The organism is Enterobacter sp. 342 (assembly GCF_036663495.1).
Taxonomy (GTDB): domain Bacteria; phylum Pseudomonadota; class Gammaproteobacteria; order Enterobacterales; family Enterobacteriaceae; genus Enterobacter.
The window spans coordinates 26,189-50,575 of the sequence record NZ_JAWUEI010000029.1 but is presented as its reverse complement, the minus strand read 5'-3'; the positions used below and the strand labels follow the sequence as shown (position 1 = coordinate 50,575).

The window sequence follows — 24,387 nt, the reverse complement described above, 5'->3', positions numbered from 1 at the left end:
GCGGCTTTTTTTAGCCGCCTTTTTATTGTGTGATTCATTCACACTATGATTATTTTACTTATTTAAGTGCTCTTGCAATTCTTACTGAATGTCATTTACGAAGCATGCCTTCGATAAAATCTTTCCAGTTCCCCAGTTCACGTTCAATCATAACAACCTCTCTTATTATTATGCGCATTCTACGAAAACGTATCATCATTGTGAAGACAATTTAACCAATTGCTGTGATTATACCCCGCCACTGTCAGAGAATTATGATAAATATGAACGGAGAACCTTAAATTTTTTGTGACGGCAAGCAATATTTAGAAATAACCATACAAGCAGGTGAGTTTTATTTTACTTACTGAGTTTATTGGCAATTTAAACTTTATGGGCATCTATGCTTAAATGATGAAAGAATATTCAGCGTACAAGTGTGAGTTGAATTAAGATGATGAGTAAATTAAGACAATTCTTGAATGTGTTATATTCTGCTTAAGGATATATCTTCGAATTTATTGAACATTTTATCACCACAGGAACAAAAGGATTCACCATGGTTGTGATGTACGGCATTAAAAACTGCGACACCATCAAAAAAGCCCGCCGCTGGCTGGACGCGAACAACGTGGAGTACCGCTTCCATGATTACCGTGCCGATGGACTTGATGCAGAATTTCTGCATAACGCCATCAAAGAACTGGGCTGGGAAGCCCTGCTGAATACACGCGGCACCACCTGGCGTAAGCTGGATGAATCTCTCCGCGCAGGCATCGTTGATGGCGACAGCGCAGCAAAACTGATGCTCGACATGCCAGCAATTATCAAACGCCCATTGCTCTGCGCGCCCGGGCAGCCTATGCTGCTGGGTTTCAGTGAAACCCTTTATTCCGACTTTTTTCGTTGAGGTGTAGTTTATGTCATGCCCGGTCATTGAGCTGACTCAGCAGCTTATTCGCCGTCCTTCCCTTAGCCCGGACGACGCAGGTTGTCAGGCATTAATGATTGAGCGCCTGCGTGCCATCGGTTTTACCGTCGAACGCATGGATTTTGGCGATACCCAGAACTTCTGGGCGTGGCGTGGTCAGGGCGAAACGCTGGCCTTTGCCGGGCATACTGATGTCGTTCCCGCAGGTGATGCGGATCGCTGGATTAACCCGCCATTTGAACCGACCATCCGCGATGGCATGCTGTTTGGTCGCGGTGCGGCAGACATGAAAGGCTCCCTGGCGGCGATGGTCGTGGCAGCAGAGCGTTTTGTTGCCCAGCATCCAAACCATAAAAACCGTCTCGCATTTTTAATCACCTCAGATGAAGAAGCCAGTGCCCATAACGGTACCGTGAAGGTTGTTGAAGCATTGATGGCGCGAAACGAGCGTCTCGACTACTGTCTGGTCGGAGAGCCGTCCAGTACCGAAGTGGTGGGTGATGTCGTAAAAAATGGTCGCCGTGGCTCGCTGACCTGTAACCTGACCATTCACGGGGTTCAGGGGCATGTTGCTTATCCGCATCTGGCCGATAACCCTGTCCATCGCGCTGCGCCGATGCTGAACGAACTGGTGGCGATTGAGTGGGACAAAGGTAACGAGTTCTTCCCGTCGACCAGTATGCAGATTGCGAACCTCAAAGCAGGAACCGGCAGCAACAACGTAATCCCGGGTGATTTCTTCGTCCAGTTTAACTTCCGCTTCAGCACTGAACTGACCGATGAGATGATCAAAGCGCGTGTCGTCGCTCTGCTGGAGAAATATAACCTGCGCTACACCGTGGACTGGTGGCTTTCCGGTCAGCCGTTCCTGACGCAGCGTGGCAAACTGGTGGATGCGGTAGTGAACGCCATCGAGCACTATAATGAAATTAAGCCACAACTGCTGACGACGGGTGGCACCTCTGACGGACGCTTTATCGCCCGTATGGGCGCCCAGGTTGTCGAACTGGGACCAGTGAACGCGACCATTCATAAAATCAATGAGTGTGTGAATGCCGCAGATTTGCAACTGCTGGCCCGTATGTATCAACGCATTATGGAGCAACTCGTCGCCTGACGAACGCTCTGAGAGGAATAGCAAATGGATTGGCTTTCAAAATACTGGTGGATTCTGGTGTTAGTTTTTCTGGTCGGCGTGTTGCTTAACGTGATTAAAGATCTTAAGCGCGTTGACCATAAAAAATTTCTCGCTAACAAGCCGGACCTGCCACCACACCGTGATTTTAACGACAAGTGGGACGATGACGACGACTGGCCGAAGAAGGACCAGAAGAAGTAATCAGTCTGTATCCCCTCTCCTGAGGAGAGGGGATAACCTCACATAAACTCTACAATATCGTCATCAGCCGGCTTACCGCCGCTGAGCGCCTCATCAAAATAGTGCTTCGGTACGGTATAGCGCAGATGGTCGAGCGCAAACTGTATACTGCGATCGTCAATGGCATGCCCCAGATCGTCAACGATATCCAGCGTCACATCCCCACCTTCGCGAATCAGCGCTTCCTGAGCGGCAACCGCATGCGAGAGCTCAATCACCCGGTCTTCACCACCGTGGATCAAGTGGATCGTCGTCTGCGTGGTGGCGCTCGTCGGTAACGTCGCAAAACGGCCATTAAACGCAATCACGCGTGACACCAGACCCGGTTGCGCTTTTACGCTTTCCAGCGACATGATTGACCCCTGCGAGAAGCCAATCAGCGCAGTGGCATCTGCTCCCACGCCGCTCTGCTGCTGCCAGTAGCGTACGATATCAATAAACGCTGGCATGACAGCGTCAATGCGAGCCTGACGATTCTCTTCTGTCACGCCCTGCACAGAGAACCACTGGCGTCCGTTTGGACCACATGGCTCTATGCCACCGATGCTGATAATCAAGGCATCCGGGAAAACAGGTGCAAACCAGCTGCCAATCTGGCCCATGTTGACGGCATTATCACCAACACCATGAAACAGAAGCAGTAACTGTTTAGCCGGTTTGTCAGGGCTTTGAACAACAAAATGGTCATGTTTCATGGTGATCTCCTTAATAGATGACCTGGATTCTACGCCTCCCGGCGGGAATGACCATGCCACTTTACTGAAGAAGTCATTGAAAAAATTGCCATTGCAAAATAGCGTTTTTCAGCTGCTGACAGCGCGCTTTATCCAGCTTTTCAAGCGCTTGCACCGTTTCGCTGCGAAGCTTTGCCAGCAACGCTTTTCGCCCGAGGTCATCCGTCTTCCCTGCCATTTTATCGCGCAGTGCCGGGAGAGGCATGTCCACACTCAGCAGCAGACGCGTTAGCGCAGCGACGGAGGTCGAAAAGGCCCGATGCGCAAAGGCAAACCCGGCCAGCTCCAGCCAGTCGTCATTATTAAGGGTAGCTTCCCAGCCATCTTCCACTGGGATCTTTTCACCGTTCCAGGTCGATAACACCCGCGCATCGCGCTTCAGACGCAGTTGCGCCTGCTCACACAACTGATGCCCCGCCTTGCTCAGCGGCAACAACGCCATTGCGGTAAAACAACCGCTGCTGGCTTCACGATGGCTACCCATCCGCACCAGCACAAACCCGCATTGCTGCCAGAAATGCCAAAGTTCATCGGTATAGCCAAAACTCACTGACAGATAATCCTCACCACTGGCGTTGCGAATCAGCGCCTGACCGATGCCCTCCCGCTGGCGATAAGGGTGTACAGCAATGCGAGTCACCCGTCTGCCTTTGAGCGTCGCCGCCAGTGGTGATCCGCCGTGGGCTGCCAGAGACTGTGCCACCAGGTTCCCACGAGGACGCCGATACCCCGCCCAAACGGCGCGGCTAAGCTCGGATGATAACCCGCCTTCATCCACCAGCCAGAGCGCCCCGGCGATATCAGAGTCTGTCTGGGCGACGGCAAAATGCTGCCCGGGAGCGTCCATCATGCGGCGTAAATCAAGCGGTGAGGTGCGATAGTGAGCCGCACAGAGCAGCTCGTAAACGCCTGTCGCAAGTGCCGGTTGGCGTTCCCACGCCTCCGGTTCCAGAGAGGTCAAACGCACCTCGCCTTCCGGGCGGTGATCGAGAAGCGTATCGTCAAAAAGCAGTGCGCTGGCGACGACCCGCTCAAGCGGGCAGCCCGCAGCCCAGCGAATCGGTACAGATAAGCTGAAACGCTGCAATCCGGTAAACCGGGCGCAGAATTTTAATAAGAACCCTCTCCCCGTCCCTTCGTAACCCTGAACCGTCGTGGTCAACAGCACGCGAGGAAAACGCAATACCAACTTTTCAAGTAGTGGGCCGGGGATCGCAGCAGCTTCATCGACAATTAGCCAGTCGGCCTGCAACGAAGAGGCCAGCAGCGCATCCGGGGCCATAAAATTGAAATGCTCTCCTGCAAAACGGGCGAGAACATCCGTCGCTCCCTTCGCTGGGGCGGTGACCACAGCGCTGCCCGCAATGCGATTCAGCAACATTCCCGCCAGGGCTGACTTTCCGCGCCCGCGCGCGGCGGTGACGGCCACGATGCCAGGCGACATCCCCTCAAGGACATTGAGGATCACAGCCTGCTCGCGTTGCGGTCCCCCGCTGGCAGGCTGCCAGTCGGGTGCGTCGGGAAAAGGAGGGAGCGAAAAAGGGTGCCCCTGAAGCCAGACAATCGCATCGGGATCGGCGGCAATGGTCCGGCAAAAATGGCGTACAAAATACGGAGTGGCTATCGCTTCGGCACTATCGCTCCAGCGCAGGGAATCGTGATCGGGATGTTCAGCCCAGTGCGCGAGCGGCGGAACCCTCAGAACCAGAAGACTTCCGGCACTCAGCGTTCCGCTCAGAGCCGCAAAGGCGGAGACATCGAACCCAGTGCAGGCGTCAAAAATAGCATGCCGAAACTCGCGTCCCAGCAGGCTACTGATGGCTTTTGATGGCTGTTCCTCCAGCCACACCCAGTCTCCAGGTAAAGTCTCTCGCAGGGCCACAGCCTGCGATAACGTCCATTGCTCATCACCGCTCAGCACCACCAGGCGACGTTGACCAGTACGCTCAAGCTCGCTGATCAATTGCTCAAACGACGCCATTACATCGCTTTGCCGAAAGTATTACACTGCGCCGGATCGCCACTGTCGAAACCACGTTTAAACCAGCTGTAACGTTGTTGCGATGTACCGTGAGTGAAACTGTCCGGTACCACGCGCCCCTGGCTCTGTTGCTGAAGTCGGTCGTCGCCAATCGCCTCAGCGGCGTTTAGTGCCTCTTCAAGGTCACCGGACTCCAGAACCCCCTGCTGCTGCATGCTGTGGCCCCAGACGCCGGCAAAGCAGTCTGCCTGCAGCTCCATTTTTACCGAAAGGCGGTTAACTTCAGCCTGCGAGGCATTTTGCTGAAGCTGGCGCACTTTAGGTTCAATCCCCAGCAGCTTCTGCACATGATGGCCGACTTCATGCGCAATCACGTAGCCCTGAGCAAAATCACCGTCAGCACCAAGCTTACGTTTCATGTCATCGTAGAAAGAGAGATCGATATAAACGGTGCCATCTGCCGGGCAGTAGAACGGCCCCATCACTGATTGACCGGTACCGCATCCGGTACGGGTTGCACCGCGGTACATCACCAGCTTCGGTTGCTGATAGGAACGCCCCATCTTCTCGAACAACTGACCCCAGGTGTCTTCTGTTGTGGCGAGGATAACGGAGGTAAATTTGGCCGCTTCATCTTCATTTGGGCTGATGGAGCGCTGAGAATGTTGCTGCTGTTGCAACGGCTGACCGGTCATTAAACCGGTGAGATCGACCCCGTAATACCCCGCGACCAGCACCACAATCAGCAGAATGATTCCGCCCTTCCCGCTGGGTAAGCGGAGACCGGGCCCGCCCATGGAAGGACCGCCACCGCCATCACTGCGTCTGTCTTCTACATTGTCACTTTCACGACGCCCTTGCCAGCGCATAAACACCTCGAACTATTCCATTAATAATAGCTATGATCGTAGGCGGTTAACGGCAAGATTACCATAGGAAACAAAGGTAAGACGCCAAAGGATGCAAACATCCTTTGGCAACTGAGGGAGTTAGTCGAGCTTAACGCCTAAACGGTGAGCAACGGCTTCGTACGCTTCAATCAGGCCACCCAGGCTCTGACGGAAACGGTCTTTGTCCATTTTATCCAGAGTTTCTTTATCCCACAGACGGCTGCCGTCTGGTGAGAACTCGTCGCCCAGCACGACTTCACCTTTGAACAGGCCAAACTCCAGCTTGAAGTCGACGAGGATCAGGCCCGCGTCATCAAACAGTTTTTTCAGCACGTCGTTGGCTTTGTAGGTCAGCTCTTTCATACGCGCCAGGTTCTCTTTATTCACCCAGCCGAAGGTTTCGCAGTAAGAATCATTGACCATCGGATCGTGCATGGCATCATTTTTCAGGAACAGGTCGAACAGCGGTGGATTCAGCTCGATACCTTCTTCAATGCCCAGACGCTTCACCAGAGAGCCCGCGGCACGGTTACGAATAACGCACTCAACCGGAACCATATCCAGTTTTTTCACCAGACATTCCGTATCGGACAGCAACGCTTCCATCTGAGTCGGGATACCCGCTTCGGCCAGTTTGGTCATAATGAAGTGGTTGAACTTGTTGTTCACCATGCCTTTACGATCGAACTGCTCAATGCGTGCGCCATCCCCTGCTGACGTATCATTGCGGAACTCGAGCACCAACAGATCCGGGTTTTCCGTGCTGTATACGGTCTTCGCTTTGCCACGATACAACTCAGCTTGCTTCTGCATCTTCATTACTCCTGGTGTGATGATTTGTGTTCAAAACTGGGGATATTATGCCACGCACACGTTTGCGTAGCACTAAAATAAAAAGGGCTGGATTAACCAGCCCTCATATTTATTTGCTGAATGCCGCCTGGAAGACAGCGACCAGCGCATCGTTCTGCGACTGGGTCAGCGTGTGACCTTTCGGATCGATAAACTGCAGACTACTGCGGTTATCGAGGTCGCCTACCTGAATCTTGTAGTCACCGGAGGCAAGCTGAGGATCTTTAGCGCCCAATTCCTGCCACGCGCTGTCAGACAGCGGCTTATACGTTGCCGTGATGCTACCCGTAGAACGCGTGCTGTCGGTCACTTTCATGCCCACTTTTTCCAGCGTCGCTGGCAGGCGCTGCCAGGTCTGGTTAAACGGTGCACGAACAACCAGCATTGGCAGACCGGTATCATCCGCACCGCTCTGAACGTCGAACGTCACGCCGTTGCGGCTCTGCGCTGCGTTGGCGGCATCAGTCGCGGTCTTATCCAGACCCGCAGCAATCACGTTCAGCATTTCGGTGCTGTAACGCTGCAGGGATGACGCATCTGCAACCGGTTTGCCCGCCTGTTCCAGGTTCAACAGCTTAACGTTAACCGCCTGCTGATAACCTTGTGGTTTAACGGAGACTTGATAACGACCACGGTACTGCTGATCTTCATCCAGACGGTTCCATTCGATCCAGTCGGTGGTTAACGTCTGGCTGGCGTCATCACGTTTATCAATGGTGTAGTTCTTCGACTGAATGACGCTCACCACCTGCGGCCACAGGGTGCTACCGCGCGCGCTCTCAACCATCAGAGACGCCGTATCACCAGTGAACTGAGTACGCGCCCCGTTTACCAGCGCCAGAGGCTGTGCTGGTGGACGAATATCAAGCGCTTTACCGACCAGGCCGCTACCGTTGGTCACGGGGATATTATAATCGCCGTTCTGAATCGGCAGGATCATACCAGCCGGTGCGTGAAGTTCAGCAAGCGGGGTCGCATCCAGATAGGATTCATCACCGCTCACCTGGCGCTTGTAGCGCGAGTCTGAACTACAGGCAGCGAGCAGCATAACAAGCGAAACACTCGCAACCTTCGCCAGGCGCGACTTCTGTACTGAATAAGCCATCAAATCTCCCTAAACTTTACAGCAAACCGGCATGCTTCAGCGCTGCCTTAACGATTTCACGACCATGGTCGGTAATCGGTGTCATTGGCAGACGCAGCGTATCGGTTGCTACAAGTCCCAACTCCTTACATGCCCATTTCACAGGGATCGGATTGGGTTCGACAAATAATTTATTGTGCAACGGCATCAGACGCTGATTAATGACACGCGCTTCATCAAAGTGACCCGCTGCTGCCAGTTTGCACATTTCAGCCATATCGCGCGCCGCAACGTTTGCCGTTACGGAGATCACGCCATGACCACCGAGCTGCATAAAGTCCAGCGCGGTCGCATCATCACCACTCAACAGGATAAAGTCGTCTGAAACCAGCTCTTTGAGCTGATGAACGCGGCTTAAGTTCCCTGTCGCCTCTTTAATACCGATAATATTTTTTACTTCCGCGAGACGACCAACGGTTTCCGGCAGCATATCGCAGCCAGTACGGGACGGCACATTATACAGAATTTGTGGCAAGTCAGTATGTTCAGCGATGGCTTTGAAGTGCTGGAACAAACCTTCCTGAGTAGGACGGTTGTAGTAAGGGGTTACCGTCAGACAGCCCACAATGCCGCTGTCATTAAAACGTTTGGTCAGACTGATAGCTTCTGCGGTTGCATTAGCTCCTGTCCCCGCGATGACAGGAATACGTCCGTCAGCCAGTTCCAGGGTCAGCATGACCACATCGCCGTGCTCTTCGTGGCTCAGCGTTGCAGATTCACCGGTAGTCCCTACCGAAACGATCGCCGAGGTTCCATTGGCGACATGGTAATCAATCAGCTTCTTCATGCTTGACCGGCAGACATTACCTTTTTCATCCATCGGTGTTACAAGCGCGACAATACTTCCCGTGAACATGAGCCATCCTCTGTGCGAACAAGAGTCTCAATGGTACGTTTGGAACTGTAATAAAAGCAAGCGACCTGAGGCCCTCAGGCGGTTGTATGCATGTTTTTTTTATGCTTTCCTTAGGAAGACTTAACCATGCAAAGGAAGAACAGGTTTGACAACCTCATCACAACATTACCTGGTTATCACTGCGCTGGGTGCCGACAGGCCGGGTATCGTGAACACCATCACCCGTCACGTGAGCAGTTGCGGCTGTAATATCGAAGACAGCCGTCTGGCGATGCTGGGCGAAGAGTTCACGTTTATTATGCTGCTGTCCGGAACATGGAATGCGATTACGCTTATCGAATCTACCCTACCACTGAAAGGTGCAGAGCTGGATTTGCTGATCGTGATGAAACGTACCACCGCGCGCCCGCGTCCGGCTATGCCGGCGACTGTCTGGGTGCAGGTTGAAGTCCCTGATTCCCCTCATCTGATTGAGCGCTTTACCGCACTGTTTGACAGCCATCAGATGAACATCGCTGAGCTCGTTTCCCGTACACAGCCGGGCGACGAGAGCGCCGTTCCCACGCTCTTTATTCAAATTACCGCACACAGTCCTGCCTCACAGGATGCGTCAAATATCGAGCAAGCGTTCAAAGCCCTCTGTACAGAATTAAACGCGCAAGGCAGTATAAGCGTCGTCAATTATTCGCAGCACGAACAGGATGGAGTTGAGTAATGAATCCACTGAAAGCCGGTGATATCGCACCGAAATTTAGCTTACCGGATCAAGACGGCGAGCAAGTAAATTTGACCGACTTCCAGGGACAGCGTGTTCTGGTCTATTTCTACCCGAAAGCCATGACCCCCGGCTGCACCGTACAGGCCTGCGGCTTACGCGACAACATGGACGAGTTGAAAAAAGTCGGCGTGGAAGTGCTGGGCATCAGCACCGATAAACCAGAAAAACTGTCACGATTTGCCGAGAAAGAGCTGCTGAACTTCACGCTGCTTTCTGACGAAGACCATCAGGTGTGTGAGCAGTTCGGCGTCTGGGGCGAGAAGACATTTATGGGTAAAACCTACGACGGCATTCACCGCATCAGCTTCCTGATTGACGCTGACGGTAAAGTTGAACATGTGTTTGATGACTTCAAAACCAGCAATCACCACGATGTGGTATTGAACTGGCTGAAACAAAGTGCCTGATAAACAGCAAAACGGTAACCCAGGTTGCCGTTTTTAGTGTTTACGCCCTCTCCCGTGGGAGAGGGTCGGTATGAGGGCATCAGGCCGCACAAAAACTACTTCTCTTCCACCGCCGGTACATCCGGCCAGGCGTGAACCACAGCTTTAATCAGTGTTGCCAGCGGAATGGCAAAGAACACGCCCCAGAATCCCCACAACCCACCGAAAATTACCACGGATAAGATAATCACCAGCGGATGCAGGTTCACCGCCTCTGAGAACAGTACCGGCACCAGCAGATTACCATCCAGCCCCTGAATAATCAGATATACTGCAAAGCAGCTCCAGAACTCAGTCCCGAGACCAAACTGGAACAGCGCGACGCCCACAACCGGAATGGTCACCACAAACGCGCCGATATACGGAATAAGAACTGAGAGGCCCACCAGCACCGCCAGTAGCAGCGAGTAGTTCAGACCGAAGATCAGGAAGCCGATCCACGTCGCGACCCCGACCACAATCATCTCCAGCACTTTGCCGCGAATGTAGTTGGTGATCTGCTGGTTCATCTCTTGCCAGACCTGTCCTGCCAGCCCGCGATTACGCGGCAAAATGCGCCTGACGGCGTTAAGCATCTGCTCTTTATCTTTGACCAGGAAGAACACCATTAGCGGGACGAGCACGAGGTAAACCGCCAGCGTCAGCAGCCCGACCAGGGAGGCCAGCGAGTATTTCACCACCGAATCGCCCATGGTCATGATGCGGGCGCGCATATTTTCGGCCATCGCATCAATAATCCCTGCATCCATCAGGGCTGGATAGCGACGCGGAAGCGTGGCGGCAAAATCAGAAAGTTTATTCAACATGCCCGGCATATCGCGGATCAGGTTAATTCCCTGCTGCCAGGCAACCGGCATGACAACAAACGCCATCAGCAGCAGAATGCCGACAAACAACACCAGTACGATGCTGGTCGCCCAGCGACGGGAACAGCCAATATGTTCCAGCCGCACCGTTGGCCACTCCAGCAGATAGGCCAGCACAATCGCCACCAGCAGGGGCGCGAGAAGACCGCTGAAGAAGAACAGAATGCCAAATCCGGCGACCAGAATAATCAGCAAAGCAATGGCTTCCGGGTCGCTGAACCGACGCCGATACCACTGCATTAACATTTCGAGCATACAACCCTTCCCTGAATCGAATGGCAGGAGTGAGAATGTGAATTGTATCTAACTGTCACAAAAAAGACTTTCGCTTTTTGTCTCACTGTCACGATTCGCAAAAGCCTGATGAATGGGATTTTCTTCATGCTGCAACACGGCTACACTCGCAAGGCGAGCTGCGATGAACGATATGCCGGTTCATCGGTCAAATTAGCACAACCAACATACAGGACAGTGGTTATGTTCAGGCAGTTGAAAAAAACACTGGTTGCAACACTGATAGCCGCACTGACGGTCGGTCAGGTGTTGCCCGCTTTTGCTGACTCGTCCGATTCATTGCCGGACATGGGCACCACAGCAGGAAGCACGCTCTCCATTGGGCAAGAGATGCAAATGGGTGATTACTATGTTCGCCAGTTGCGCGGTAGCGCCCCGCTCATCAATGACCCTTTACTTGTTCAGTACATCAACGGTCTGGGGATGCGTCTGGTTGCGCATGCCGACTCGGTAAAAACGCCCTTCCACTTCTATTTAATCAATAATGACGAAATCAACGCCTTCGCCTTCTTTGGCGGCAACGTGGTGCTGCATTCGGCATTATTCCGTTACTCTGATAACGAAAGCCAACTGGCTTCCGTTATGGCACACGAAATTTCGCACGTCACCCAACGCCACCTGGCACGCGCGATGGAAGACCAGAAACGTAACGCACCGCTGACCTGGGTTGGGGCGCTGGGCTCTATTCTGCTGGCGATGGCCAGCCCGCAGGCCGGGATGGCAGCATTAACCGGTACCCTCGCGGGAACGCGACAGGGGATGATCAGCTTTACGCAACAAAACGAACAGGAAGCAGACCGCATCGGGATTCAGGTGCTGCAACGTTCTGGTTTTGACCCACAGGCTATGCCGAGCTTCCTGGAAAAACTGCTCGATCAGGCACGTTACTCTTCCCGTCCACCAGAAATTCTGCTCACCCACCCCTTACCGGAAAGTCGCCTGTCAGATGCGCGTAACCGTGCCAACCAGATGCGCCCGGTAGTGGTCCAGTCGTCGCAGGATTTCTACATGGCGAAAGTGAGAACGCTGGGAATGTACAATTCCGGGCGTAACCAGCTCACCAGTGATCTGCTGGATTCCCTGGCGAAAGGCAATGTACGTGAAAAAAACGCCGCCCAGTATGGTCAGGCGTTACAGGCGATGGAAGCCAGCAAATACGACGAGGCGCGTAAAGCGCTGCAACCCCTTCTGGCCGCCGACCCGAATAACCCGTGGTATCTCGATCTCTCGACGGACATTGATCTGGGGCAGAAGAAAACCACCGATGCCATTAATCGCCTGAAAGGGGCGAAGGACGTACGTACTAACCCGGTGCTACAGCTTAACCTGGCGAATGCTTACTTACAGGGTGGTCAACCTGCTGAAGCGGCGACCATTCTGAACCGCTATACCTTTAATAATAAAGACGATCAAAACGGCTGGGATCTGCTCGCTCAGGCGGAAGCCCAACTGGGCAACCGCGATCAGGAGCTGGCGGCGCGTGCCGAAGGCTTTGCCCTGGTGGGGCGCCTCGACCAGGCTATTTCCGCACTCAGCAGCGCCAGCGCGCAGGTCAAACTCGGCAGCCTCCAGCAAGCCCGTTACGACGCGCGAATCGATCAGCTTCGCGGCCTGCAACAGCGCTTTAAGCCGTACGAGAAGATGTAATAAAGGAGAATTCACGTCATGACTGACGCCGTAAAAATTTACCACAACCCGCGCTGCTCCAAGAGCCGCGATACCCTGAGCCTGCTGAAGTCTAACGGTATTGACCCGGAAGTGGTGCTCTATCTCGAGACACCACCTGACGCGCAGACGATCCGCCAGCTGTTGCACATGCTGGGCATGGGCAGTGCAAGAGAGCTGATGCGCCAGAAAGAGGACCTCTATAAGTCGCTCAATCTGGATGACACCCGTCTCACTGAGGCTGAGCTTGTGCAGGCTATGGTTGAAAATCCTAAGTTGATTGAGCGCCCGATAGTCGTGGCAAACGGCCACGCACGCATTGGACGCCCGCCGGAAGACGTACTCGATATCCTCTAATCCCCCCGCCGCAGCGCGTTCAAAAACGCCTGCGGCGTACTGTCTCCCAGCTTTTTCTGCGCTTTACCCTGGTTATAAAATTCGCACAACTGAATCAGCAACTCTCCGGCAGGTTCACTTTTCACGCGCGGGATAATGTCCTGTAAAGGTACTGCGACCTGTACGGCGCTGTGTTTTTGCGCATGCACTTTTACGGCGATATCGTGTTCCGGCAGCGTTATGTCAAAACCAAAAGTCTCAATAGATTGTATAAGTGCCGGGCAAGCTTCAAGTAACGCCTGAACCCAGCGGGTCAGGAGCTGAGGTGATACACCCGCGTAAAGCCGGGCAAAACACCAACCGCTCACCGGCTCACGCGCCCAGAGCAGATGTTGCTCCCCGCCATCGTCCATATGCAGCGACAAAGGCAGATGATGTAACTCCAGCTGATGCGGCACGATGCCTGCTTTCAGTGCCTTTTTACCCTGCAACGGTGCCCCCTTCTGTGTTGCCGAAGCGGGCTTCAGATAACGGTTCAGGGTCGCTCTGGAAACGGGGATCCCCAGAACGTCATTCACCAGTAACAACAACTCATCCAGCGGTGCGCCCAGTATGTCACGCAGCGTATTGACCAGAGCCACCTGCTCTTGTCTCATCGCTTTGTGTATCACTTTTGGCGTCGTATGGTTATCTGAAACCTGTTCGCGATTGCGCCAGCGCCTGACGGTGGTCACCGAGATCCCAAGCTCAACTGCAAGCTCTCTGTCGCTTTTATCAGACTGCTGGAGGTAGCGACGAATACGTGGCGTAGTCGTGGCATTGGCGTGCAGTTTAATTTCCATCGCAAAGCTCCATGAAACCAATCTCATAAGACTTATATAACATCAACGAATGCTTTGTGACCGATTTCACCTTTCGTTCGCCACGCTTCACTGATAATCCACACACATAACATAAACAACACCACTCAATCTTGTACGGAGTTCACAATGAACAATGTTCTGGGATTTCTTGAAGCAAAACTGATGCCGCTGGCGGCCAAAACGGCTCAGCAGCGTCATCTGGGTGCGATTCGCGGTGCCTACGTTTCATTCATGCCATTTATCATCGTCGGCTCTATTCTGCTGGTGATCTCGTCGTTCCCGAATCAAACCTACCAGCAGTTTATGTCTCAGGCCTTTGGTGAAAGCTGGAGTGCTATTATCGAGATCCCGTTTAATGCGGTGTTCTCGACCATGTCGCTGTTCATCAGCTTCCTGGTGGCGTTTCGCCTGGCCGAGCACTACGGTGAAGATCGCATTTCCTGCGGTATTCTGTCGCTGGTCGCCTTCCTGATCCTGACTCCCTTTATCAAAGTGGCTGAAAACGGTGGTATCACCGTGATACCCGTGGAGTGGATTGGCAGTAAAGGGCTGTTTGTGGCGATGATTGGTTCGCTGCTGTGGACGGAGCTGTTCTGCTGGCTGAAGCGCAAAAATCTGGTCATCAAAATGCCTGATGGCGTACCGCCAGCGGTGCAGGAGTCGTTCGCGGCGCTGATCCCGGCGCTGCTGGTGATGATTCTGGTGCTGGTTATCCGCATCGTCTTTGAAAATACCCATTACAACACCATTCACCAGTTCATTTATGAAGTCGTTGCCACTCCGGTGCGCCACTACGGCACCTCTTACTTTGGCGCACTGATGACCGTCTTCAGCATCACTATTCTGTGGTCAGTGGGCATTAACTCAGGCTCAATGATCAACGGCATTATTCGCCCGCTGTGGATGGAGAACCAGACCGACAACATCGCCGCTATTCAGGCCGGCACAACCCCGCCACACATTATTACCGAACAGTTTTTTGACATGATCTGGATGGGTGGCGCAGGGGCAACGCTGTCGCTGGTGATAGCGATGCTGATTTTCGCCCGCAGTAAAAATATGCGTGAAGTGGCCCGGCTTGGTGCAGGAGCCTCGGTGTTCAATATCAACGAGCCTATACTGTTTGGTCTGCCGGTGATCATGAACCCCATTATGCTCATTCCCTTCAACCTGGTGCCGCTGGTGCTGGTCACCGTGCAGTATGCAGCAATGAAAATTGGTGCGGTTGCCGTCACTACCGGGGTGTTTATCCCCTGGACGCTGCCTCCCGTCATCAGCGGTTTTATCGTCACCGGACACCTCAGCGGCAGCGTCATGCAGCTTATTAACCTGCTGATTGGCGCCATGCTGTATCTGCCTTTCATGCGTATCGTGGACAAACAGTACCGCGCGGCGGAAATTGCCACTGTTACGCAATCCGACACCACCCTTGCAAAACAGGAGTAAAGCATGTGGGGAATTATCGCAACCTGGCGAATGGCGCTCGAAGGAGTAACAGAGTCTGCGTCGGCGCTGGCTGCGGGGAAACCGGTCGCTGCGGCGGTGGTGGATGCCGTAGCGACCGTCGAAGACTTTCCGCTTTATAAATCTGTCGGTTACGGCGGGCTGCCAACGGAGAACGGTGAAGTTGAGCTGGACGCTGCTTATATGGATGGCGACACGCTGGCTTTTGGCGCAGTCGGTAATCTGGTGGATATCGCCAACCCGGTACGCGTGGCCCACGCGCTGAGTCGTCAACGCTATAACAGCCTGCTGGTCGGCCAGGGTGCACGGGAATGGGCGCTAAGCCAGGGTTTTGCCAACAAAACCATGCTCACCGACCGTGCAATGCAGCATTACCGCAAACGCTGCCGGGAGACGCTGGATAAGGGTCTGAGTCCCTATGATGGCCACGATACCGTCGGCATAATCGGCCTCGATAAACAGGGTTCGATGAGCGTCGCAACCTCCACCAGTGGGCTGTTTATGAAAAAGCGAGGGCGCATTGGTGATTCACCCATAATTGGCTCCGGGTTTTACTGCGACAGTGAAACCGGTGCAGCCACCGCCACGGGCGTCGGTGAAGATCTGATGAAAGGCTGTACCAGCTATGAAATCGTTCGTCGTATGGCGCAGGGAATGTCGCCGCAGCAGGCTGCCGACTCGGTCGTCTTTGAGCTGGAGGACAAACTTATGTCGCGCTTTGGTCGTGTGGGCGATCTTTCCGTCGTTTGCATGAATAACAAGGGTGAATTTGGCGCCGCAACCAACATCAAAACGTTCTCGTTCGTGGTTGCTACCGCTCGCCAGCCTCTTACCGTGTTTCGTACCGAGCGTCTGCAAGAGAAGACACACTATCAGGCCGTGGATGAGGATTGGATGCAGGCTTACGCAGCGCGGATCCGCGCGCCGATTGAGGAACAATGATGATTACATATCAGCTTATTACTGCGCTTTCAGATGCGAAGCCGCAGAGCCATTTAATCGCCCGTACCACCTGCAGCCTGCTGCCAGAGACAGCGCTTATCGCCGAGATGCGCGCCCCTGATTGCGTCACGGACACCCACTTTGGCTGCGCACCTTTTGCCCGAATCACCCTGCTGCCGGATGCGTTATGGCGCGATAGCCTGACCGAAGAATTACTCACGGCGCTGCGCCCACTCCTGGCCTCCCCCGCCAGTCCTGATGTGGTACTGGACGTTACGGATATCAACGACGTTGTGCTGGTGCAAGTACTGCGTTTTCTCTTTAATCAGGCGCACAGGCTCAGCGACTTAAAGCTAAAGAAAACCCACGAATCAGCGGTACGTCTACAGCATATAACCGCGCTTTGTTTGCCGGAGCAGCAGGACAGACTCGAGGCTATCTTCCACCAGCAGCAGGCCATTGCCCATGGCATGGTGGCGGCACGGCGTCTGGCGGATATGCCATCCGATCGCTGCACGCCTGAGTATGTAGTGGAAGAGGCGCAAAAACTGTGTGCCGACTTCCCCGCCCTGCGATGTGAAGTACTCGATGAAACACAAATCATTGAACAAGGTCTGGGGCTGTTGCACGCCGTGGGCAAAGGGGCATCCTGTCCGCCACGCCTGCTGGCAATTCACTATGACGGAGTCACTGATGGCCCGGTGCGCTGCTACGTGGGTAAAGGCATTACGTTTGATACCGGGGGCTTGTGGCTGAAAGAAGGCGCGGGCATGTACACCATGAAATATGACATGTGCGGGGCGGCAAACGTGCTGGGTCTTATGCTATCTGCGGCAGAGCTGGCGTTGCCTGTTCGTATGATGGGCGTGCTGGCGCTGGCGGAAAACGCGATTGGCCCCGATGCCATGCAGCCCGGTACGGTCGCACGCGCCTGCAACGGCACCACTGTTGAAATCAACAACACCGATGCCGAAGGCCGGCTGGTACTGGCAGATGCGATTGCCTGGGCCAGTAAGCAGCATCCGCAGGCGCGCTATATCATTGATATGGCGACACTCACTGGTGCAGTGGTTAAAGCGCTGGGGTATGAACTGAGCGGGCTTATGACGCAGGATGAACCACTGCGTCAGGCACTGACCCGCGCGGGTAAACAGAGCGGCGATGAAGTCTGGTCTCTACCGCTGGATGCCCGGCTGAAAAAGCAGACCGACAGCGCCATCGCCGATCTCTGCAATACACCAGGCAATAACGCGGCAATCAGCGCCTCCGCGGCATGGCTGCTACATCACTTTTGTCCACCAACGATCCCGTGGGCGCATCTGGATATCAGCGGTACGGCGCTGTGGCGCGAGTGCGGGCGAAGTGTGGCGTCGGGCAGACCGATTCCGCTGCTCGTGGAGCACTTACTGGGCGATCTTTAGCCGCCCCGGACGAGCAAACTTAAAGCTTGAGAATATCTTTCACAAACGGAATAGTCAGCTTGCGTTGGGCGGTAATGGAGGCGCGATCGAGCTGATCGAGCGTATCAAAGAGGGTACGCATTTCACGATCCAGACGCTTGAGCAGAAAACGGCCCACGTCTTCCGGCAGCTCAAATCCACGCTGCTTTGCGCGCAGTTGTAACGCCTGGAGCTTGTCTTCATCCGACAGCGGCTGGAGCTTATAGATTTGCCCCCAGTCCAGACGGGAAGCCAGATCCGGTAGACCCAGATTGAGCTGGCGTGGCGGACGATCGCCGGTGATCAGCAGCCGGGTTTTGCCCGACTCCAGAATGCGGTTGTAGAGGTTAAAAATCGCCATTTCCCACGGCTCATCCCCCGCCACGCATTCGATATTATCAATGCAGACCAGTGAGAGATGTTCCATTCCCTCCATCACTTCAGGCACAAACCAGGTACGTTTATCCAGTGGCACATAACCTACCGCATCACCACGCGCAGAAAGCTCCGCACAGGCGGCATGCAGCAGGTGACTGCGCCCCGCGCCTTCGCGTGACCAGATATAGATGTATCCGCTGTGTTCCTGACGCAGCACGTTTTGCAGTGCAGCCAGTAAAGAGGGGTTATCACCCGGCCAGAAACTCGCGAAAGTTTCGTCGTCAGGGAGATAAAGTGGCAGAGAGAGCTGTGCCGGTCCGTTCAGAAGTACCTCAACCAGATCTTACATAAAATCGGAACGGAGTTTAACACGGAACCTGCAAGGAGAGAACCGGGCGGATCGCCCACCCGGTTTTACGATCAATGTGACGCTTTTTCGTTTTCGTCGGCGTCCAGCACCACCTCTTCCGGGCGGATCACGGAAATCAGCTTGAAAATCAAGCTCAGGCCCACACCAACGATGGTCGCCAGCGCCATGCCTTTCAGCTCGGCCGCACCGATGTGTACCTTGGCACCGCTCACGCCGATGATCAGGATAACGGAAGTCAGGATCAGGTTCTGCGCTTTGCTGTAGTCCACTTTGGACTCAATCAGTACGCGAATACCAGACGCACCGATTACCCCATAAAGCAGCAGAGAAACACCGCCCATCACCGGTACCGGGATGATCTGGATCGCTGCCGCCAGCTTGCCTACACAAGACAGCAGGATAGCAATGATGGCCGCGCCGCCGATAACCCAGGTACTGTAAACACGGGTAATGGCCATCACACCAATGTTCTCACCGTAAGTGGTGTTTGGCGTAGAGCCGAAGAAGCCGGAGATAATGGTAGAGAAGCCGTTAGCAAACATAGAACGGTGCAGACCCGGGTCGCGGATCAGATCGCGTTTCACGATATTTGCCGTCACCACCAGGTGACCCACGTGCTCAGCAATCACCACCAGCGCCGCAGGCAGGATAGTGAAGATAGCAAACCATTCGAAGCGTGGTGTATAGAAGGTTGGCAGGGCGAACCAGTGCGCCTGGGCAATTGGCGTAGTATCGACAACACCCATCATAAAGGAGAGCGCATAACCCGCCAGCACCCCGATCAGGATCGGGATAATCGCCATGAAACCGCGGAACAGCACGGAGCCAAACACCGTTACGCCCAGCGTCACCAGAGAAATGATAATGGTTTTGGAATCCGGTGACTGACCGTCAGCAGGCAGTAAACCGGCCATATTCGCTGCCACACCGGCCAGTTCCAGACCGATAACGGCAACGATTGCGCCCATCGCCGCAGGCGGGAACATCACGTCCAGCCAGCCAGTACCGGCTTTCTTCACAATGAAGGACACTACGCAGAACAACACGCCACACATGATAAAGCCGCCCAGCGCCACTTCGTACCCTAACGGCAGCAGCAACAGGACTGGCGAAATAAAGGCAAAGCTCGACCCCAGATACGCCGGGATTTTGCCTTTACAGATAAAGAGGTACAACAGCGTCCCGATACCGTTGAACAGCAGTACGGTAGCCGGGTTAATGTGAAACAGGATTGGCACCAGCACGGTTGCGCCAAACATAGCGAACAGGTGCTGCAAACTAAGCGGGATAGTCTGTAAAAGCGGCGGTCTTTCACTCACCCCGATAGCACGGCGCGTCATAGTGTTTTCCTCTGAGTAGTATTGTTGGTGTTTTATTCAAAAAAAAGCCGACTATCAAAGTCGGCTTATTTATCGTTATTCGATTACTTAGTACCAAAAATCTTATCGCCGGCATCGCCAAGCCCCGGGATGATGTACCCGTGCTCATTCAGCCCCTGGTCGATAGATGCGGTATACAGCTCAACGTCCGGGTGCGCTTTTTCCAGCGCCGCGATACCTTCCGGCGCCGCAACCAGCACCAGCACTTTAATGCTGCTGCAGCCCGCTTTTTTCAGCAGGTCAATGGTGGCAATCATAGAACCGCCGGTTGCCAGCATTGGGTCAACTACCAGCGCCATACGCTCGTCGATATTAGACACCAGCTTCTGGAAGTAAGGAACTGGCTCCAGCGTCTCTTCATTACGGTAGATACCGACGACGCTGATACGCGCGCTTGGCACGTGCTCCAGCACACCTTCCATCATGCCAAGACCGGCACGCAGAATAGGCACAACGGTAATTTTCTTACCTTTGATCTGTTCAACCTGCACCGGGCCGTTCCAGCCTTCGATGGTGACTTTTTCCGTTTCCAGATCAGAGGTTGCTTCGTAGGTCAGCAGGCTGCCCACTTCAGAAGCCAGTTCGCGAAAACGCTTCGTGCTGATGTCATGCTCACGCATCAGGCCCAACTTGTGTTTAACGAGTGGGTGTTTCACTTCCACAATCTTCATTCTCTTTCTCCTCTGAGGTGGCATCCGCAAAAAAATCGCGGGATTATACCGCTTTTTTCGGATTAGGCCATACCCATCTAGCTTGACGTACATCAAGCAAAAACCAAAAAACCGGAGGCTGGGCTCCGGCTTGAGTGCGGGGTTCTGCCCGGTGGCGCTGCGCTTACACGAGCCTACATGTAGTGTAGGTCGGGTAAGCGCTAGCGCCACCCGACAATTACAGGTTATCGCCGTTGCTCGCAATCACCTGCTTATACCAGTCGAACGACTTTTTCTTACTGCGGTTCAGCGTGCCATTGCCTTCGTTATCTTTATCGACAAAGATAAAGCCATAGCGTTTTTTCATTTCGCCCGTACCCGCAGAAACGAGGTCGATACAACCCCACGGGGTATACCCCATCAGGTCAACACCATCTTCTACCACCGCTTTTTTCATTTCACGGATGTGTGCGCCCAGGTAGTCAATGCGGTACTGGTCGTTGACCGTACCGTCGCTCTCCTGCACATCAATAGCCCCAAAACCGTTCTCAACGATGAACAGCGGCAACTGGTAGTGATCCCAGAACCAGTTCAGGGAATAGCGCAGCCCCACTGGATCGATCTGCCAGCCCCAGTCGGATTTCTGCACATATGGGTTGGAGACCAGGCTCTTGCTCTCGTCGTAATCCAGCTGCGGGTTATCCGCCGTCGCCTGTGTGGCGAAGGACATGTAATAGCTGAAACCGATGTAATCCACACAGCCCTGCTTCAGTGCGGCTTTATCTTCTTCGGTTATATCCAGCGCAAAGCCACGACGCTCAAAGTAGTTGAGCAGGTGCTGTGGATATTTGCCGCGTACGTGAACGTCAGTGAACCAGTAGCGACGATGCATGGCGTTCATCGCCATCATCATGTCGTCCGGGGCACAGGTGAGCGGATAAATCGGGCACATGGCAATCATGCAGCCGATTTGCAGCGACGGGTTAATCTCACGCCCCGCTTTTACCGCCAGTGCACTGGCCACCAGCTCATAGTGCGCGGCCTGGAACATCACCGGCTCACGGTCTTCGCCCGGCTCATACTTCAACCCGGAGTTGGTAAACGGCGCAAAGTCTTCGTGGAAATTCGCCTGGTTGTTGATCTCATTAAAGGTCATCCAGTACTTCACTTTATGTTGATAGCGCTGGAAAACTACTTTTGAGAAACGGACAAAGAAATCGATCAGTTTACGGTTACGCCAGCCGCCGTATTCGGTGACCAGATGGAACGGCATCTCGAAGTGCGAGAGCGTGATGACCGGCTCAATGCCATGCTTCAGGCACTCGTCGAACAGATCGTCATAGAATTTCAGGCCAGCTTCGTTAGGCTCCAGCTCATCCCCTTTCGGGAAGATCCGCGTCCATGCAATCGAGGTGCGGAAGCATTTGAACCCTAATTCAGCAAAGAGTTTGATGTCCTCTTTATAGCGGTGGTAGAAGTCGATGGCTTCGTGGTTAGGGTAATTTTTCCCCGGCAAGACGCCCTGGGTGATTTCACGTGGCACGCCGTGCGCGCCCGCAGTCATGACATCGGCAACGCTAACGCCTTTTCCACCCTCTTTCCAGCCCCCTTCCAGTTGATGCGCCGCAACCGCACCACCCCACAGAAAACCTTCTTTAAATCCTGACATTCTCTTTCCCTCATTCTGCGTTATTTTCTGCAAAAACAAATACAGAAACCGGTTTCAGTTGAATGATGTGCAAAGGTGATTCCTGTTGCAAGGAGAAAACCGAAACCGGTTTCATTTTCGTGAACAGACTCAAGTTTGGACACATTGGCAGGCCACACAGAAAAAAAAATCGTCTCACCGAGAATAGGCTCGCAAACGTTTGCCTGGACTGTTAGAATTGCGCCGATTTTTCTTACTAGCTATGCAATCGCGTGGGGACTTGAGCCGTGACCAACAAAACTTCTCTCAGCTACAAAGATGCCGGTGTTGATATTGACGCAGGTAATGCGCTGGTTGACCGAATCAAAGGTGTGGTGAAAAAAACCCGCCGCCCGGAAGTGATGGGTGGTCTGGGTGGATTCGGCGCACTGTGCGCGCTGCCGCAAAAATATCGTGAACCTGTTCTGGTCTCGGGTACTGATGGTGTAGGTACAAAACTGCGCCTGGCGATGGATTTAAAACGTCATGACACGATCGGTATCGATCTGGTCGCGATGTGTGTGAACGACCTGGTCGTTCAGGGTGCTGAACCGCTGTTCTTCCTCGATTATTACGCAACCGGAAAACTGGACGTGGATACCGCAGCCAGCGTGATTAACGGTATTGCCGAAGGGTGTCTGCAATCAGGCTGTGCACTGGTCGGCGGTGAAACCGCAGAAATGCCAGGCATGTACCACGGCGAAGATTATGACGTCGCCGGTTTCTGCGTCGGCGTGGTAGAAAAATCAGAAATTATCGACGGCAGCAAAGTGGCTGATGGTGATGTCCTGATCGCACTGGCTTCCAGCGGCCCGCACTCTAACGGCTACTCTCTGGTACGTAAAATCCTCGAAGTCAGCGGTTGCGACCCACAGACCACTGAACTGGATGGCAAACCGCTTGCCGATCACCTGCTGGCCCCGACCCGCATTTACGTGAAAAACGTGCTGGAACTGATCGAAAACGTCGACGTTCATGCGATTGCCCACCTGACCGGTGGCGGCTTCTGGGAAAATATCCCGCGCGTTCTGCCAGACAACACCCAGGCAGTGATCGACGAATCCTCCTGGCAGTGGCCGACCGTCTTTAACTGGCTGCAGACCGCAGGCAACGTCAGCTCTCACGAAATGTACCGCACCTTTAACTGCGGCGTGGGCATGATTATCGCCCTGCCGGCAAGCGAAGCGGATAAAGCGGTTAAACTGCTGACAGAGAAAGGTGAAAACGCGTGGAAAATCGGTACTATTAAAGCTTCCGATTCCGAACAACGTGTGGTCATTGAATGAAAAACATCGTGGTGCTCATTTCCGGTAACGGAAGCAATTTGCAGGCAATAATTGACGCCTGCAAACAGAAGAAGATCAATGGCACCATTCGGGCAGTATTCAGCAACAAGGCCGACGCGTTCGGCCTTGAGCGCGCCCGGGAAGCAAGTATTCCCGCGCACGCGCTGGAAGCCAGCCAGTTCGCCGGGCGTGAAGCCTTTGACCGCGAGCTGGTTCAGGAAATAGATGCCTACGCGCCTGATGTCGTGGTGCTGGCGGGGTATATGCGTATCCTGAGCCCGGCTTTTGTTGCGCACTATGCCGGACGTCTGCTGAATATCCACCCTTCTCTGCTACCGAAGTATCCTGGTCTGCACACCCATCGTCAGGTTCTGGAAAACGGCGATGAAGAACATGGTACCTCCGTGCATTTCGTTACCGACGAACTGGATGGTGGCCCGGTGATCCTGCAGGCGAAAGTGCCGGTCTTTGAAGGCGATAACGAAGAAGACGTGACCGAACGCGTACAGGTCCAGGAACATGCCATTTATCCGCTGGTGGTAAGCTGGTTTGTCGACGGGCGTCTGGAGATGCGCGACGGCGCGGCCTGGCTCGACGGCGTGAAGTTACCCCCGCAGGGTTATGCGGCCGAAGAGTAGTGTGTTATGTCGGGTGGCGCTACGCCTACCCGACTTACAAATTGCATTACCCGATATTCCCTTCTCCAACCCTCTAAAATCCCCAACAAAAAAAATAACTGTCATACTTTTCTGGCACTGTTGGACATATCGTGGAAATGCTCGCCATAATAAGGACGAGA

25 protein-coding genes are annotated in these 24,387 nt (G+C 53.9%); 12 read left to right on the top strand and 13 right to left on the bottom strand.

Going from position 1 to position 24,387, the window contains the following annotated elements:
- Positions 1–91: 91 nt before the first annotated feature.
- Positions 92–151, bottom strand: coding sequence for a protein YpfM (gene ypfM / locus V6E55_RS19605; RefSeq protein WP_015572204.1), 60 nt, complete (start codon positions 149–151; stop codon positions 92–94).
- Positions 152–538: 387 nt separating this feature from the next.
- On the opposite strand from ypfM, the gene V6E55_RS19600 reads away from it, so the two are divergent.
- From V6E55_RS19600 to V6E55_RS19590, 3 genes are read left to right on the top strand one after another with little or no spacing between them, the layout of a single operon-like run.
- On the top strand, positions 539–889 hold the full coding sequence (locus V6E55_RS19600; RefSeq protein WP_114977554.1) for an ArsC family reductase: 351 nt from the start codon (positions 539–541) through the stop codon (positions 887–889).
- 10 nt (positions 890–899) lie between these two features.
- Positions 900–2,027 carry a succinyl-diaminopimelate desuccinylase gene (dapE, locus tag V6E55_RS19595; RefSeq protein WP_316943703.1) on the top strand — a complete coding sequence of 376 codons (1,128 nt, stop codon included), beginning with the start codon at positions 900–902 and terminating at the stop codon, positions 2,025–2,027.
- 24 nt (positions 2,028–2,051) lie between these two features.
- Entirely contained in the window at positions 2,052–2,249 is a 198-nt protein-coding gene (locus V6E55_RS19590; RefSeq protein WP_014171111.1) for a YpfN family protein, read from the top strand.
- 38 nt (positions 2,250–2,287) lie between these two features.
- Here V6E55_RS19590 and ypfH read toward each other — a convergent pair whose 3' ends face one another.
- The 6 genes from ypfH to dapA all read right to left on the bottom strand — a co-directional run bounded on the left by ypfH (position 2,288) and on the right by dapA (position 8,745).
- Positions 2,288–2,983, bottom strand: a complete 696-nt coding sequence (ypfH, locus tag V6E55_RS19585) for an esterase (RefSeq protein WP_114977552.1) — start codon at positions 2,981–2,983, stop codon at positions 2,288–2,290.
- A 73-nt stretch (positions 2,984–3,056) separates the two neighbouring features.
- Complete coding sequence (locus V6E55_RS19580; protein WP_316943701.1) at positions 3,057–5,003, bottom strand: tRNA(Met) cytidine acetyltransferase TmcA; 1,947 nt, start codon at positions 5,001–5,003, stop codon at positions 3,057–3,059.
- Positions 5,003–5,872 (bottom strand): KPN_02809 family neutral zinc metallopeptidase, encoded by an 870-nt coding sequence (gene ypfJ, locus V6E55_RS19575; RefSeq protein WP_316943699.1) that lies wholly within the window; start codon positions 5,870–5,872, stop codon positions 5,003–5,005. The genes V6E55_RS19580 and ypfJ overlap by 1 nt, the downstream gene beginning before the upstream one ends.
- 120 nt (positions 5,873–5,992) lie before the next feature.
- Positions 5,993–6,706, bottom strand: coding sequence for a phosphoribosylaminoimidazolesuccinocarboxamide synthase (gene purC, locus V6E55_RS19570; RefSeq protein WP_008501631.1), 714 nt, complete (start codon positions 6,704–6,706; stop codon positions 5,993–5,995).
- A gap of 109 nt (positions 6,707–6,815) precedes the next feature.
- A complete protein-coding gene (gene bamC, locus V6E55_RS19565; protein ID WP_028016136.1) occupies positions 6,816–7,850 on the bottom strand; it encodes an outer membrane protein assembly factor BamC in 1,035 nt (344 codons plus the stop codon).
- 16 nt (positions 7,851–7,866) lie between these two features.
- Positions 7,867–8,745 carry a 4-hydroxy-tetrahydrodipicolinate synthase gene (gene dapA, locus V6E55_RS19560; RefSeq protein ID WP_316943697.1) on the bottom strand — a complete coding sequence of 293 codons (879 nt, stop codon included), beginning with the start codon at positions 8,743–8,745 and terminating at the stop codon, positions 7,867–7,869.
- A 145-nt stretch (positions 8,746–8,890) separates the two neighbouring features.
- Here dapA and V6E55_RS19555 point away from each other — a divergent pair, with 145 nt between their 5' ends.
- Positions 8,891–9,460 carry a glycine cleavage system transcriptional repressor gene (locus tag V6E55_RS19555; protein ID WP_028016134.1) on the top strand — a complete coding sequence of 190 codons (570 nt, stop codon included), beginning with the start codon at positions 8,891–8,893 and terminating at the stop codon, positions 9,458–9,460.
- On the top strand, positions 9,460–9,930 hold the full coding sequence (gene bcp / locus V6E55_RS19550) for a thioredoxin-dependent thiol peroxidase (RefSeq protein WP_014171119.1): 471 nt from the start codon (positions 9,460–9,462) through the stop codon (positions 9,928–9,930). The genes V6E55_RS19555 and bcp overlap by 1 nt, the downstream gene beginning before the upstream one ends.
- Before the next feature lie 95 nt (positions 9,931–10,025).
- On the opposite strand, the gene V6E55_RS19545 is transcribed toward bcp, so the two are convergent.
- Positions 10,026–11,090 (bottom strand): AI-2E family transporter, encoded by a 1,065-nt coding sequence (locus V6E55_RS19545; RefSeq protein ID WP_316943696.1) that lies wholly within the window; start codon positions 11,088–11,090, stop codon positions 10,026–10,028.
- 222 nt (positions 11,091–11,312) lie between these two features.
- Here V6E55_RS19545 and bepA point away from each other — a divergent pair, with 222 nt between their 5' ends.
- Together bepA and arsC are read left to right on the top strand one after the other, a co-directional pair.
- Complete coding sequence (gene bepA, locus V6E55_RS19540) at positions 11,313–12,776, top strand: beta-barrel assembly-enhancing protease (RefSeq protein WP_028016132.1); 1,464 nt, start codon at positions 11,313–11,315, stop codon at positions 12,774–12,776.
- 18 nt (positions 12,777–12,794) lie between these two features.
- Complete coding sequence (gene arsC / locus V6E55_RS19535; RefSeq protein ID WP_108090874.1) at positions 12,795–13,151, top strand: arsenate reductase (glutaredoxin); 357 nt, start codon at positions 12,795–12,797, stop codon at positions 13,149–13,151.
- Here arsC and V6E55_RS19530 read toward each other — a convergent pair.
- Positions 13,148–13,972, bottom strand: a complete 825-nt coding sequence (locus V6E55_RS19530; protein WP_316943694.1) for an XRE family transcriptional regulator — start codon at positions 13,970–13,972, stop codon at positions 13,148–13,150. The two genes, arsC and V6E55_RS19530, sit on opposite strands and share 4 nt — an antisense overlap.
- Positions 13,973–14,119: 147 nt before the next feature.
- Between V6E55_RS19530 and celB the strand changes: the two genes are divergently transcribed.
- The 3 genes from celB to V6E55_RS19515 are packed head-to-tail and all read left to right on the top strand — an operon-like array spanning position 14,120 to position 17,820.
- Entirely contained in the window at positions 14,120–15,439 is a 1,320-nt protein-coding gene (gene celB, locus V6E55_RS19525) for a PTS cellobiose transporter subunit IIC (protein ID WP_114977547.1), read from the top strand.
- A 3-nt stretch (positions 15,440–15,442) separates the two neighbouring features.
- Positions 15,443–16,399 (top strand): N(4)-(beta-N-acetylglucosaminyl)-L-asparaginase, encoded by a 957-nt coding sequence (locus V6E55_RS19520; RefSeq protein ID WP_316943693.1) that lies wholly within the window; start codon positions 15,443–15,445, stop codon positions 16,397–16,399.
- The gene (locus V6E55_RS19515; protein ID WP_316943722.1) at positions 16,399–17,820 is read left to right on the top strand and encodes a leucyl aminopeptidase family protein; all 1,422 of its coding nucleotides are present in this window, start codon (positions 16,399–16,401) and stop codon (positions 17,818–17,820) included. The genes V6E55_RS19520 and V6E55_RS19515 overlap by 1 nt, the downstream gene beginning before the upstream one ends.
- A gap of 19 nt (positions 17,821–17,839) precedes the next feature.
- Here V6E55_RS19515 and V6E55_RS19510 read toward each other — a convergent pair whose 3' ends face one another.
- The 4 genes from V6E55_RS19510 to V6E55_RS19495 form a co-directional block, all read right to left on the bottom strand.
- Positions 17,840–18,541 carry a DnaA inactivator Hda gene (locus V6E55_RS19510; protein WP_218064865.1) on the bottom strand — a complete coding sequence of 234 codons (702 nt, stop codon included), beginning with the start codon at positions 18,539–18,541 and terminating at the stop codon, positions 17,840–17,842.
- Between the two features lie 95 nt (positions 18,542–18,636).
- Positions 18,637–19,926 (bottom strand): uracil permease, encoded by a 1,290-nt coding sequence (gene uraA / locus V6E55_RS19505; protein WP_316943692.1) that lies wholly within the window; start codon positions 19,924–19,926, stop codon positions 18,637–18,639.
- A gap of 83 nt (positions 19,927–20,009) precedes the next feature.
- On the bottom strand, positions 20,010–20,636 hold the full coding sequence (gene upp / locus V6E55_RS19500; protein ID WP_008501641.1) for a uracil phosphoribosyltransferase: 627 nt from the start codon (positions 20,634–20,636) through the stop codon (positions 20,010–20,012).
- Positions 20,637–20,853: 217 nt separating this feature from the next.
- A complete protein-coding gene (locus tag V6E55_RS19495) occupies positions 20,854–22,284 on the bottom strand; it encodes a 6-phospho-beta-glucosidase (RefSeq protein WP_316943691.1) in 1,431 nt (476 codons plus the stop codon).
- A 266-nt stretch (positions 22,285–22,550) separates the two neighbouring features.
- Here V6E55_RS19495 and purM point away from each other — a divergent pair, with 266 nt between their 5' ends.
- Together purM and purN are read left to right on the top strand one after the other, a co-directional pair.
- The gene (gene purM, locus V6E55_RS19490; RefSeq protein WP_316943689.1) at positions 22,551–23,588 is read left to right on the top strand and encodes a phosphoribosylformylglycinamidine cyclo-ligase; all 1,038 of its coding nucleotides are present in this window, start codon (positions 22,551–22,553) and stop codon (positions 23,586–23,588) included.
- Positions 23,585–24,226: a phosphoribosylglycinamide formyltransferase gene (gene purN, locus V6E55_RS19485; protein ID WP_316943688.1), complete on the top strand. Its 642-nt coding sequence runs from the start codon at positions 23,585–23,587 to the stop codon at positions 24,224–24,226. The genes purM and purN overlap by 4 nt, the downstream gene beginning before the upstream one ends.
- The last annotated feature ends 161 nt before the right edge of the window (positions 24,227–24,387 follow it).